The 12,979-nt window shown below is 67.6% G+C and carries 9 protein-coding genes and 4 pseudogenes; 7 read left to right on the plus strand and 6 right to left on the minus strand.

Annotated features, from left to right (window positions below):
- Positions 1 to 32 precede the first annotated feature (32 nt).
- Both ACFWRV_RS35860 and ACFWRV_RS35865 read right to left on the minus strand, forming a co-directional pair.
- The gene (locus ACFWRV_RS35860; protein WP_384340307.1) at positions 33 to 731 is read right to left on the minus strand and encodes a TetR family transcriptional regulator; all 699 of its coding nucleotides are present in this window, start codon (positions 729 to 731) and stop codon (positions 33 to 35) included.
- A gap of 467 nt (positions 732 to 1,198) precedes the next feature.
- Positions 1,199 to 1,462, minus strand: a pseudogene (locus ACFWRV_RS35865) (IS5/IS1182 family transposase); the annotation flags it as partial.
- 425 nt (positions 1,463 to 1,887) lie between these two features.
- Here ACFWRV_RS35865 and ACFWRV_RS35870 point away from each other — a divergent pair.
- Together ACFWRV_RS35870 and ACFWRV_RS35875 are read left to right on the plus strand one after the other, a co-directional pair.
- Positions 1,888 to 2,094 (plus strand): annotated as a pseudogene (locus ACFWRV_RS35870) (aminotransferase class I/II-fold pyridoxal phosphate-dependent enzyme); the annotation flags it as partial.
- Positions 2,095 to 2,182: 88 nt separating this feature from the next.
- Positions 2,183 to 2,866 carry a hypothetical protein gene (locus ACFWRV_RS35875; protein ID WP_384340321.1) on the plus strand — a complete coding sequence of 228 codons (684 nt, stop codon included), beginning with the start codon at positions 2,183 to 2,185 and terminating at the stop codon, positions 2,864 to 2,866.
- A gap of 311 nt (positions 2,867 to 3,177) precedes the next feature.
- On the opposite strand, the gene ACFWRV_RS35880 is transcribed toward ACFWRV_RS35875, so the two are convergent.
- A complete protein-coding gene (locus ACFWRV_RS35880) occupies positions 3,178 to 3,573 on the minus strand; it encodes a hypothetical protein (protein ID WP_384340309.1) in 396 nt (131 codons plus the stop codon).
- Between the two features lie 293 nt (positions 3,574 to 3,866).
- A pseudogene (locus tag ACFWRV_RS35885) lies at positions 3,867 to 4,061 on the minus strand (transposase); the annotation flags it as partial.
- A 280-nt stretch (positions 4,062 to 4,341) separates the two neighbouring features.
- On the opposite strand from ACFWRV_RS35885, the gene ACFWRV_RS35890 reads away from it, so the two are divergent.
- The 3 genes from ACFWRV_RS35890 to ACFWRV_RS35900 are packed head-to-tail and all read left to right on the plus strand — an operon-like array spanning position 4,342 to position 7,863.
- Positions 4,342 to 4,944, plus strand: a complete 603-nt coding sequence (locus ACFWRV_RS35890; protein WP_384340310.1) for a DNA-binding protein — start codon at positions 4,342 to 4,344, stop codon at positions 4,942 to 4,944.
- Between the two features lie 22 nt (positions 4,945 to 4,966).
- Complete coding sequence (locus tag ACFWRV_RS35895; protein ID WP_384340312.1) at positions 4,967 to 7,153, plus strand: hypothetical protein; 2,187 nt, start codon at positions 4,967 to 4,969, stop codon at positions 7,151 to 7,153.
- Positions 7,153 to 7,863: a helix-turn-helix domain containing protein gene (locus ACFWRV_RS35900; RefSeq protein ID WP_384340314.1), complete on the plus strand. Its 711-nt coding sequence runs from the start codon at positions 7,153 to 7,155 to the stop codon at positions 7,861 to 7,863. Before ACFWRV_RS35895 ends, ACFWRV_RS35900 begins: the two co-directional genes overlap by 1 nt.
- Positions 7,864 to 8,365: 502 nt before the next feature.
- Here ACFWRV_RS35900 and ACFWRV_RS35905 read toward each other — a convergent pair.
- Complete coding sequence (locus ACFWRV_RS35905; protein ID WP_384340316.1) at positions 8,366 to 9,181, minus strand: SAVMC3_10250 family protein; 816 nt, start codon at positions 9,179 to 9,181, stop codon at positions 8,366 to 8,368.
- 47 nt (positions 9,182 to 9,228) lie between these two features.
- Positions 9,229 to 9,867 (minus strand): hypothetical protein, encoded by a 639-nt coding sequence (locus tag ACFWRV_RS35910; RefSeq protein ID WP_384340318.1) that lies wholly within the window; start codon positions 9,865 to 9,867, stop codon positions 9,229 to 9,231.
- A gap of 418 nt (positions 9,868 to 10,285) precedes the next feature.
- On the opposite strand from ACFWRV_RS35910, the gene ACFWRV_RS35915 reads away from it, so the two are divergent.
- Positions 10,286 to 12,112 (plus strand): ATP-dependent endonuclease, encoded by a 1,827-nt coding sequence (locus ACFWRV_RS35915; protein WP_384340319.1) that lies wholly within the window; start codon positions 10,286 to 10,288, stop codon positions 12,110 to 12,112.
- Between the two features lie 380 nt (positions 12,113 to 12,492).
- A pseudogene (locus ACFWRV_RS35920) lies at positions 12,493 to 12,888 on the plus strand (exonuclease SbcCD subunit D); the annotation flags it as partial.
- Positions 12,889 to 12,979: the final 91 nt, after the last annotated feature.

Consider the following 12,979-nt stretch of genomic DNA (forward strand, 5'->3'; position numbering starts at 1 on the left):
ACTCCTCTCGCGGCCCCACCTGCGTCTGTTGCTCAGGTCTGGTCCAGGCCGCCCGTGCCTGACGCCGTCGCTTCGAGGCCCTGAACGTACTCCTCGGCCCACCGGGACTGGCGCACCAGCCAGTCACCGCGCGCGACGGACATGTCGAGCTGGAGGGCTGTCTCCGGGGTGACGATGCCCCGCACGATCACCGCGTTCGCCGCCGCGATCTTCTCCGGCAGTCGGTGGTAGTCCAGGCGGGCGTGCTGGTCGGTGCCCGAGTAGAGCATGACCCAAGCCTCCGCGGTCACAGCCGGGTCCACGCCAGGCTGAAGCTCTCCCAGCTCTTTGGCCTGCGCGATCAGCTCGGTGACCTGGGGGATGTAGAGGCGGATGAGGTGGCCGTAGACGGCGGGGTGGTCCTGCTCGGTGGCGAGGCGGGCGGCTGCTTTGACGACCGGTACCACGGGGGTGAGCGTGGCCAGGACGATCGAGGCGTCCACCACGCTCTGAATGCGCGGGATCTGCGGCATCGCAGCGTCCATCGTGAAGCCCTCCGTCACCACCGCCGTGGCAGCGTCGGACTTGCCGTTGTTGAAGTAGTGGTAGAACGCGCCGCGCCCGACGCCGGCGAGCGTCGTGATGTCCTCGACCGTGGTCCGGTAGAACCCCTTCTCGGCGAAGACCACGGCGGCCGCGGCCAGCAGATCGCGCCGCTTGTCTATGGACCGCCGCTGGACCGGTTGCCGCACTCTCGTTCTCCTGATTCGGCTGTCTTGTGGCAGAGGTATGCGTCCCGAAGCCCTCAGCCGGTCATCACTGTTAGTTACAGCGGGGCTGGTGAAACTCTATCCCTGAACTCTAGTCGCACTAAAAGTGCGCACACCAGTTGACCGTTGATCTCTTCCCCCTCACCTGGCAGAGTCGTCCCCAAATCAGTCACAGTGTTCGGTCTGCACCCGAGCGAGTGACGGGACGCTGGAGATGCGATCCCGATCACCGATCACGGTACGCAACCCCAGGGAGCCCCACTATGCGCTGTATGCTGCAGCATTCCTTTGCTTCTTCATCCGCGGGTGGAGCGAGCCCATGAGCCCTGCGCTTAGCCCGCTGCCAGTCACCCAGAGCCCTACCCCCTTCGTCCTGGAGTAGAGGGCGCCGCGGATGGATGCTCACGCGACAGGTACGCCGCCCCGTCTTTGCAGCCTCTGAAGCAGCGGCGCAGAGTCTTGAGCAGGCCCAGCTTCCCGTCGGCTAGAAGGCTTACGACTGTGGCCATGCAGGCGTGGGCGCTGCCTACGGATATGCCGAACCCGGCGGCGATCCGGGTGCACGCTTGCTGAAGTAGGCAAGAGCGACGAGGGCACGATGGTGCGGCGGGCGCTTACAGCGACGGTCACCCTCGCCGCGTGACGAAGGACACCCTCGTGACACAATCGACCAGCGCAGGAGGCAGGTCGAGTGCGACAGGACGCGGAGCCAACGGAACTCCTGAGCAGTCAGGTTGAGATGTCCTAAACCTCGTCCAACGGCACTTGAGCCATGTCCGTTGCGGGCATAACGGCCAACATTCGAACGGCGGCCACGCTGGAAAGGCGCAGCGACTGTGCAGGGAGTTTAGGCCGACTCGCTCATGGCGATCTGGTAAGCCGATCCCATTCGACACATCTCGACTTGGGCCTCTACTTGTCTTAAAGGCGGCTACCGAGCCCGTGACTCCTCTGGCGGCGAGGTGCGCGGGCGCCCGCAGGGCGTCGGGGCCGCGGATCGACTCGATATGTTCCAGGACCAGGTCCGGTCCGGGTACGCACCGGCCTTCGCCGCCAAGACGCCGGCCTGGTCGGCGACCGACCGGGGCGCACTTGTACAGCCGTGTCCGCCGCGAAGGAGACCGGCGCACTCGTCCTCGTGGACGAGGCCCACTCGTTCGGGCTCTACGGAGCGCGGGGCGCCGGACTGTGCGCGGCGGAAGGCGTCACCGAGCAGGTCGACTTCGTCCTCACTACCGTGAGCAAAGCCCTTGGGAGCATCGGCGGTGTGGTCGCCGCCCGCGAGCAGCACATTGCCCTGCTGAGGGCCTCGGCGCGGTCGTACGTCTTCCAGGCAAACATCTCACCGGCGGACGTGGCGGCGGCCCTGGCCGCCCTGCGCAGGGTCGCTGCGGGCGACGCTGAGGACCAGGCTGTGGGAAACCGCGCACTACATGCGGCAGCGTTTCTCGGACGCCGGCTACGAACTCGGCACGGGGGACGGGCTTATCATCACGCCCTTCTTATCCGACGGCGAGAAGCTGCGTGCGATAGCCCGAGGGCTTCTCCGTCGGGGCGTCCATGCCGCTGCCGTGACCTACCCGATCGTCGAACGCGGGCGAGGCCGCCTGAGGTTCATCTGCTCGGCATCCCACACCCGAGCGGACGTCGACGAGACGCTCCAGGCCCTGATCGACGCCGAGGCGGAAGCAGCGACAGCTCCCACGTCGCACGAAGACAGGGACCTGCGAGAGGAAAGGGACGAGAAGTCCACACGATTCGACCTGGCGAACTGGGCCGACGCGTTGACAGCCTATCCAGAATCCAACCCGGCCGAGCTTCCCACACCGGCGCCACATCTCGCAGTCACGGTCGTACGGCCAGGGGAGGGTGCGGATCTTGTAGTCCGGATCAACGAACACGGGGTCACCCGAGAGCCCGGCAGCACCGGCGCGACGCCTGCCTGCTCGCTTCGCCTGGTCGACGATGAGGCAACAGCCGCACTTTGTTCACGGAACGTGGAGAGCCTGCTGGAGAGCGTGATCGCGGGCACCTGCGTGCTCTCCGGCCATACACAGCCGTTCGTCTGGCTCATCGGACGACTCAGCGACTGGCAGAGTACAACGAGTGGCGTGTGAGGAACGAGGTGTGAGCCGCCCCCGCCCGGGCCGACCTGTCAAACACGCCGCCACAGCCCCGCCAGGTCGGCCGCGCTATCGGAGCCGCCGATGACAACTGGGGCGGCTGCGGCAGCAGTCCGAGGGTGCGATCTGGCGGTTCAAGACCGGTGAGCCCTTGCGGGGTCGCCGAGCTGCATCCCGGCGGCGTCGTGATGGGTGCGGACGGTGGTGGAATCCACACTGGCCGGCGACAAGTCCAGCTCACCGCGTCTCGCAGCCTCAGCTGATGCTCCTATTGGCAGTCAAGGGAGCCGAGAACCTGATGGTGGTCAGGTTTGGTAGGGGTGAAGAGCGACGTTCTCCGTTCCGACGCTGATCTCCACCCAGGACTCGTCCGTGCTGCTGGGGATGGGTGATGCCAGGTCGAAAAGCACGGACCAGTGGCCCATCTGGAGGTGGGCGGCTCCGTCGTCGGTCAAGTGAAGGCGGCCGCGCATGATCACCCGGTCGCCTTCCTGCCGGAGCTTCGGCTCGGTGGCAACGGCCGGCCGGGTGTTCTGGCCCCAGTGGATGTCCGCGTCGACGGTCCATTCGATGAGGTGCCGGCCGTCGGCTTCTTGCAACGCACCGCGCCAGAGCACCACGGCGGACCCGATGGGGGTGTGAACCCGAACTGTCATGTGCTGCTGCGGGGCCTGCGGCAGGCTCTCTGTGCGGACGAACATCGCCTCATCATCCATGACGCCACGTCCCGGGACCGTGGCGTTGTCGGGCGGCCGAGGTCAAGCGGCGGTGAGCCAGTCCCGGTAGGCGCCTGCGAGGTCGTCGTCGCGGCGTGTGCCGCGTTCAATGCAGGAGATCACGGCCGGCCAGACGCTGAAGTGCTCGGCGACGGTGGTCAGGGTGATGTTCTTGGCCTGGCGTGCTGGCCGAAGGTCGGAGATGTCCGGGGCGCTGACCGGTGTGCTGAGGTAGCGGAAGATCTCCCGGGCGATCGCACGAAGAAGGCGGATGATCTCCTTCTTCGTGCGTCCGGCGGCAGTCTGCCGGGGGCTCCGCGGTCGCCGCCGCGGGAGAGGCAGTGACGGTTGGTCCTGCCGCTGGAGGCTGGGACGGGTGCGACGCCGCAGAGGACTGCAAAGGATGCCTCAGTGCGCAGTCGGCCGGGGTTTCCGCCAGCGGTGACCAGGAGCTGGGCCGCAGTGTCCGGGCCGCCGTCTGCTCGAACTGGAACTGATCACCGCCCCGCCCAATGGCTGTTCCTGTGGCGGGTGGGGCGGATTGGCGCATACCTCAGCTGCTCCGGGTGCCGGTGGCGACGGGCGCCGTCGCCTGCAGATGCGGTTGCCAGTTGCCCCCTTGGTCGGTGAATTCACAGGCAGGTGCAACAAGCCGAGATGAGTCAAATCAGATAACTGATGTAACGTGCATAGTTGGTGGGTGTGGCGGTAGCGTCACGGCAGCAGGCACCCCGACCGATATGAAGGCTCGTCATGCTGCTCACGACAGGGCAAGCCGCCGAAGAGCTTGGCTGCGCCGTCACCACCTACCGGCGCCTCATCACCGCAGGCGTGCTCCCGGAACTCTCCCGGCGCGGCGTCCGTGTGATGACACCTCTTTGGGTAGTCCGAGCCCTGCAAGAGCGCGCCCACCCCTCCTTGAACCGCCTCTACGTCAAAGAAGTTGCAGTACTGCGAGTCGACGCGGCACGCCCCAGCGAGGACAACCACCAGGAGCCGAACGGATACGCGGCAGGTCTTGGCCCCGACATACTCCTCAACCGGTTGAGGGGCTGGTGGCGCTGCGATGCCGCGAGTGTGGCGGCCGGGGGAGTACTGCCGGTGACCCTGTCCGGATACGTGGTGGCCGTCCTTACCAGCCTGAACCACTGGGAAAAAGGCAACGGCGGCCGGCACGCATTTCCGGACGCAGTCCTGGCCGGACATATCACCGACCTGGCCACCCCTGTAAAACACCTGACCGCACCGCAGCAAACCGACCGGGACATCGCGGACCTCCTCCTGGGCACCCGCCTGCCCTCGCAGTCCAGCGGCGCGATCGCGTACGTCTCCACCCACAGCAGTTCCGCCAACTGACCTGCAGGCACAAGGAATCGTGATGGACGCAAAGACCTACAACGCGGAGCTGGCCGAGCTGCGCGCCCTGCGGGACGGCATCAGGAAGACGCAGGCCACGCTGGAGAAACTGGAGACGGACCGCGCACGCAAGATCACCGCGCTCGCGGGATACGAGAAGGCGAAGGCAGAGCGCATCGCACCCGCCGCCGGACTCAGCCTGGCCGACATCGTGGCGATCGCCCCCATCCTCGCCCCCGACCACCTCACCACCGCAGCACAGGCAAACCCTGCTCCCGTGCCCCTGCCGCCCGAACCGGCAGCTCCGCCCGCCGAAGCCGTCCCAGCTCCCGAACCCGCCGGGGACACAGCACTGCCCAGCGGCACCGAACACCCACAGCCCCCCTCCCAGGCGGGCACGGTCGCCCCGGCCATGACCCGCCCCACCCCTGAACCGGCAGCGGAACCCGAACGACCCGCAGCCCCCTCCAAGCCTGCCCCGGCCGCCGTCGCTCCTCTCGCGGCCCAGACGGCACAGCGCACCCTTCCCGGGATCCCCGAAGGCCCCGACGGGAACCGCTGGTTCACCCACACCGCGAACCTCGCCTCCACACACCCGAACTTCACCCAGCAGGCCCGCAGCACCGTCTTCCTCGACACGCACACCGGTGTGCTGGTCCACCGCGACCAGACGTTCCGCATCGACCTGCCGACCGCCAGCGCCGCAGAAATCCTGAACACCGTCTTCCACGTCCTGCCCGGCGGCGTCGAGCGGATCTACATCACCGCAGGAGCCCCCTGGCACCGCCAGGCCGACCAGCACCCCTTCCTCAAGGACACCGTCGCCGCCTGGCTGAACGCCCCCACACCCGGCTGGCGCACGGACACCGGCCGCGGCAAGGACAAGATGGCCGGCCACTTCGTCCACCCCCGCAACCCCGTCGGCCGCTACCAGCGCGAACAAAGCGACCAGCATGTCGAAATCCGCTCAGCGGGGGAGTGGTTCGATACCGAGGGCACCGAGCCCGCCGTCATCCGTGACGCGTTCGTCCTGCTGTGGAAGGCTCTGCGCCGCCACTGGCCCGACGCCGTCCTGATGGGCTCACCGTCCCAGACCGGCCGTGACCTGTGGACCCGCACCATCCCGACCAAGGGCCAGTACGCGGACGGCTACCCCGTCCTGTCCGAAGAGCTCCGAGGCCTCTTCCACGCCACCGCCGGCCAGGGCCGCACCGAACTCATCACCCCGCCCCGCGTTCCCGCCCAGCTCCCCGCCCTGGTCGAGTACGACCGCACCTTCGCCTACGCCAAACACACCTGGAAGTCCGGAGTCGGCACACCCCGCCGCGTCACCGCGGCCACCTTCGCGTCCTGGTCCCAGAAGGAACAGACCAAAGCCCTGTTCGCCTGCGGCCACTGGCACGTCCGCGTCACCGTCCCCGACACCTGGACCCACATCGGGATCCTCCCCGCACCCGCCCCCGGCGACCGCGCCTGGCACTACCCCGCCACCCCCGGCACCACGTTCACCACCTGGGCAGGCGGACCCGAAATCCACACCGCCCTGTCCAACCCGCACACCCCGTGGAAGATCGAGATCCTCGACGGGATCCTCTTCGACGACGGCAAACCACTCGACGACTGGTCCAAGAAACTCAAGGACGCCTGGTCCTCCCTCACCGCCCAGGCCGACCTCAACGGCGACCCCGACCAGCGCACCGCAGCCCACCTCGCGGCCCGCGCCGTCCGCGCCCTCCTCCTCTACGGCATCGGCGCCTTCGCCCAACGCCCCCGCACCGTCACCGGCACCACCCCCCGCACCATGGAACGCGACGTCCCCCCGGACGCCGAAATCATCGGCTTCGACGACCAGACCATCACCTGGCAACGCCCCACCGGCTTCACCCGCGACCCCAACGCCCACCCCGAATGGGCCGCCCACATCTGGTCCTCCGCCCGCGCCGCCCTGCTCTCCCAGCGCCACCGCGACGACAACACCTACGCCGGAGCCCTCCACGCCCCGCCCGGCACGATCGTCGCCTTCCGCACCGACGCCGTCTACCTCACCCAGCCCCAACCATGGCCCCACCACGGGCAGCCAGGCGACTACCTCAACAAAGGCCACCTCCCCGGCCCCATCACCGCCCCCACCACCGAAGACGAACTCCTGACCCTCCGCGACAGGGGCCGCGCCGCCCACCACGCCACGCCCACCCCTGAGGGGGCCTGATGCCACCGCGCCGCAGGAACCCCCCGGCACCGCATCGCAACGAAGCAGCCCGCCTCGCCGACCAACTCCAACAAGCCGGCTACACCAAACGCGATATCGCCCGCATCATCAACCGCGACGCCTCCCTCGTCTCCCAGTTCTACACAAAGAACAAGGGCGCAGCCTTCGTCCCCGCCCTCACCCAGGTCCTCACCGCCATCCACACCGCAGGCATCAGCGACGTCACCGAACTCGCCGCGATCGCCGCCCCCCACACCACCCGCCGCACCACCGCCAGCGGCACCCGAGCCCGCGTCCGCACCAAAGCCGTCCTCATCACCCCCACCGGCACCGGCACCGGACGAGCCGGAGCACAAGCCATCGCCTCCGGCTCCGCCCGGCTCCGCCCGTTGATCGCCGAAGCCGCCCGCCAGGGCCTGCGCCTGGCCTTCACCGTGCGCCTCGCCAAAACCGGCTACGTCCACGTGTCAGGAAGCCGCACCGACTCACCCGGCATCCGCCGCGACGTCATCCAGCGCGCCGACCACACCGAGGAACGCTCCTACGGATCCGCCACCACAGGTGGTTTCGCGGCAGCCGACATCGCACGTCTTGTCGATGCGGCGGGCGGCGATGTCACCACGGCCATCCACCGGTGGCTGGTCGACACCGGCCGCATCCACCCCGACGCACACATCGTCCATCTGGAAATCCGTACCTGGCGCCGCTGAACCCGAGCGGCCGCAATGGGTGCGCCGCCAACCTCACAGCCGGGTGAAGCGGTGCCTGGGCGTCATCCTGGCCGGTCGTGGCTGACGCGTGTACGCCGCGAAGGAAGGCCACAGAGGGGCCACGATGGCAGCACGTTCGTTGCCCTTTCATGTCCATGGCTGGAATCGACCACGGCATGCGCCTAGCCGCGACCGGCCGCCGCATCGAGCCCGGCCAGCAGGGCCCCGTACAGTTGCCGCCCGACGCCAGCCTTGTTACGGAATGAGTGGCCCCATCCTGGGGCCGCACCTCGCAGGCAGAGGTCCACGCCATATTGGGACTCTTGTGCAGGCGCTCAAGCCTCCCGAGCACCGGCCCGACCACCATGGCTGCCCTGCGCAAGTGAGTCTCGGCGTGTGCCATCGAAATCTGTCTGAGGATGAAGGCCCGGACAGCTGTATCGACACCTGGCACTCCAGCGGTGCGGCTGCCCGGGGACAGCCGGTCGTACACCGCCAGGAGTCACGGGCGCCGACGGCGCCAGCGTGCGAGCCATCCCGTCCTGGGTGGCGCGGCCGAGGCCACATCCGACGGCGGACGCTGCAGCCCGGTCTCGACGTACAAGGGGGTCGCGACGATCAGCCGATGCCGCAGAGGCTCCGGCGGGAAGTTGCACAGCACCCGTGCGTGCCCGCGCAGATAGCCGGCCGTCCGGTGATCGGCATGCATCTCGAACGCGGAACGAGCCGCGAACTCCTGGTCATTCAGTCGAGTGGAGCCCAGCAGACTCGGCAGCGACGTATCACCCCGGGCCTCCCGGGCGACCAGATCCGCTGCCAGATCGTGAAGCCAGTCCGAGCCGGACCCCATCCTGCTGGGCGGATGGTCACGGTGGTCCCGTACATGCTGCATTGAGCCGCAGAGCAGCAACTGGATGTGGCCGCAGAATTCGTCGTCACGGTGCTTGCAACGGCCCTCTTCCAATAACTTCCAGGTGAAAACGTCGTGGTAGCGGAGCCCCAGATCCCGTGCCGCCGCGCCATAGAGGAAGGGCCCGCAGAACTCCAGCCAGGCACCCGCTCCCAGCTCCTGGCATGTTGTCGGCTTTTGGGTGTGAGCCGTGTACCTCTCCCGAAGATGCGCCAGAGCCTTCTCCAGCCGTTCGGCATCCCGCTCGGCGGCCGTGAGCTGCTCCGCGTTCCTCGGGCCGAGTGCGAGGCGCGCACTGACACCCAGTGCGCTGGCTTCCGCTTCCAGGAACCGGGCAACGAGCCCCCTGCGAGGCGGCTCGTAGAAGTCATCCAGCTTGGCCGTTGCCAGATATTGCAGTTCCCGCACGGGCGCCCCCACTCGCATGACATCCCACCGCTGTCGTGATGCTGGGGCTACACTTCCCTGCCAGCACCCCCGTGAGTCATCAGCGGAGGACGGCGGCGCACTCCCTGCAGGCTCTGGCACCAGGGCACGGCTGTGCAATCGAGGACAACGGCGTCCGCTCGGGTAGTTGAGTCAGAGGCGTGCAGTTCCTGTCGGTCACCATGCTTCGGGCAGAGTGAGCTGTCATTGGTGCTCGATCTACAGGCTGCAGTGGACGGTGAATGTGCCTCCGGTGAGGGCTTTGACGTAGGAGTGGGCGCCGGCGAGGAGGTGCTGCTGTTCGCTGCTGCTGACAGTCCGGGTTGGGCGATGACGGTGTTGATGTGCGGGCGCAGGTGGGGTGCGCGTTCGCGGATGCGGTACAGCTCGTGGATGCTGCCGATCAGGTACGGCGTCTTGCCGGGGTGGCGGGCGGCGTACTTGCCTGCGTGGCGGTCGAGTGTTCGCAGCAGTGCGTCGATTCCGTACTCTCGCCATTTCGCGCCGCGGGCTGCTTGGCCGCAGACCTCGTATAGATCGCCGACGCGTGCGCCGGGCGATGGCTCGGACGAGTACTTGCAGTGCACGAGTGTGACGGTGATGTCGGTGTCGTTTGCGGTGATGCCGACGAGGTCGGCGACTTCGCCGGCGCCGTCGTCGTCACGCATCGAGGTCCTCCTTGCGACGGTACTCGCGACCTTCGCGGGCCGTCGCGACACGCACGCGGTGCTCACTCACGGTCTCGCGACGATGGACGGGCCGACAAGCACACGCAATCAAGGTAGTAGCCAGAGTCGGAGGCCCCACGCCGCTGCGGCTGGTGCTGCCGTTTCTGCACCCGGAAACACCCCCGGACCCGCCCAGAAATGAGCGAAGCTGTGGCGCCGCGTGCTCAGGCCGACCATCGATGGGCTGCGAGGACCGGGTGGCCGGCTCGCGTGACTGGCTGAAACGGCCGGGCAGTTGCCCGGCACCACTTAATATGTCGTCCTGCGCTTGTGGCGCAGGTGCCTCATCAGCATGCGGAATATCGGCACGCCACACCTCTGTCCGGTCCGGGCCGGGGAGATACGGAGCAGTTCTCACGTGCACCTCGACAGCTTCTCCGCCTCCGGGTTCCGCTCACTGACAGAAGTCGCCGACATCCCTGTCAGCTGCCCGACCATCCTTGCCGGGCGCAACGACGGCGGGAAGAGCGCGGTCCTGACGGCTCTGTCCTTCCTCCTGGGCGTGCACCGCCTGACGGACGAGGACCGCACCTACCTGCAGGGCGACGGCGCCACCGGCCGTCGCTGCGACCAGACATGGGTCGAGGGCATCTTCACCCTGGACGAAGCTGAACGCGCCCCCGCGGAACTCCCTGGCACGATCAGGATCCGGCGCATCGCACGAGCCGGGGAACCGGCCTGCTGGGAGTACTTCGGCCAGCAGCCGGCCGACACCCGGCTGCGCGGACTGGACCGGCTCCTGAAACAGCCGCTCGCCGACCTCGTCGCGGAGTTCGGCCTCTCGCCGGCCAGCTCCCTCAAGGACGACTTGCTCGCCGCCGTCACCTCCTACGCCCGAACCGCACCGCAGATCGAGCAGTGGCAGCCGTTGCCCAAGACCCTCGAGGCGCGCCTGCCCCGTCTCCTCATGTTCGGCGGCAAGGACGAGCGCCCCGACGACGCGGTGCGCACCGCGCTGAACAGCTGCTACGAAACCCATTTGGAGGACGAGGCGCTCCAAGGGCAGGTGCGGCAGATCGAGGCGGAGATCACCCAGCGCCTGGAGAAGGAAGCCGATTCGCTGTGCCAGCACATCCGCCGGCACTGCAGCGAGTTCGTCGGTGTCCAGGTCAGGCCCGAGGTTTCGTTCAAGAGCGGTTTCAAGAGGGCGCCGCTGGAGGTGTCACGGGCCGACGGCGAACCCGTCGACCTGACCCGGTCCGGCCAGGGAAGCACCCGCCGTATCGCGCTCGCGGTGTGGGAGTGGACCAGTAACCTCCTGGCAGAGGCCGAACTGTCGTCCGCGGGCGAGCCGGATGCCGAGGCGCCGACCCAGACAATCGTCGTCTACGACGAGCCCGACACCCACCTCGACTACCGGCACCAGCGCACGGTCATGGACATCATCCGCAAGCAGTGCGCCCTTCCGCACGTCAGTGTCATGGTCGCCACTCACTCCATGAACCTCATCGACGGCGTGGACATCGCCGACGTCGTCCACCTGGGACTCAACGACCGCGGCCGGACCGTCGTGGAGCGCCTGGAAGACGACTGTCACGACGGAATCGATTTCCACCTCGGGCAGATCGCCGCGGCACTGGGACTGCGCAACTCCGTCCTGCTCCACGAACGCTGCTTCCTCGCCGTGGAGGGGGAGACCGAGCAGCAGTGCATCCCCCTGCTCTTCCGGCTCTCCCAGAAACTGTCCCTGCAGTCAGCCGGCATCGCCCTGTGGGCCTGCGAGAACAACGAGGGAGCACTGCACCTCGCCCGCTACCTCGTCCAGCGCAAACGCTCGGTCATGCTGATGATCGACGCCGACAGCCGCTCCAACAAGCTCTTCAAGGACGAAAAGCTCCGCAAAGCGGGCCTCGACCTGGACAAGCAAGTCGCCTACGTCGGCGAAGCCCTCGGCTTCAACGAGCTGGAAGAACTCTTCACCGACGAGCGCTGGGCCACGGCCGCCAACCTCCGATGGCCCCGGCCCGCCCCCCGGACCTGGAGCGCCGAGGACTTCACCGCACACCGCGGCACCAAGAAGTTCAGCGCCCGCGTCCTCGACATGATCAAGAGCGAGGCGGCGGAGGCCAGCCCCAACGGAAAGCCGGCCATGCTCAACGGCCTGGTCACCACGCTCACCGCCCCCGAGGACGTTCCCCAGCAGCTACGAGAGGTCTTCGGACAGCTGCAGGAACTCGCTCACTGACCAGACACCGGCCGCTGCGCGCGACGCGCCCGCATACGCTCCTTGCGCTGCTCATCGGTCGGTGTCTCCCAGGCATGCCAGCCCACCGCTTCCACCCACTGACGGGCATGGGAGCGAGCATCGATCCCGCACCACCTGCACCCGCCCGGTGCGGGAAAACAGCCAGCACGAGCAGACTTCGGAGAGGTCATCTCTCCTCCTTCCCACCCCTGTATCTTCCCTGCCGGCACTGACAATCACGCTTGATGACCAAGCCTCGCCGGCACTGCTCCAGAAGGACGCAGAAACCTTCCTCCCATCTGCATCCATCTCCGCATAAGCACCGATGTTTATCTGAAAACCCACCCACACCTCAGACCGTCTGACTACGGTCACCTTGCATGAGGTTTCTGCACACTTCGGACTGGCACCTGGGCCGCCGGTTCCACGGAGAAGACCTGATCGACGCCCAGCGCAAAATCCTGGATCACATCTGCGACACCGCCCGCAACGAGCAGGTCGACGCCCTGCTCATCGCCGGAGACATCTACGACCGGGCCATCCCCAGCCTGGACGCGGTACGCCTGTTCAGCCAGGGCCTGAACCAGATGGCCGACCTCGGCATACCAGCCATCATGATCAGCGGAAACCACGACTCCGCCCACCGACTCGGAGTCGGCTCCGCCCTGCTGGCCCGCACCGGCGTGCACCTGAGGACCGACCCGGCCCACACCGCCACCCCCGTCCTGCTGGAGGGCCCCACCGGCACCGTCGCCGTCTACGGCGTGCCCTATGTCGGCGTACACGTGAACGTGCCCAGTCACGTACGGATGAACGTGCCCACTTCCTGACGTACCGCCGAGTGATCGTGGGCAGGCTGCTGCCAGC

Source organism: Streptomyces sp. NPDC058576, assembly GCF_042718715.1.
Taxonomy (GTDB): Bacteria; Actinomycetota; Actinomycetes; order Streptomycetales; family Streptomycetaceae; genus Streptomyces.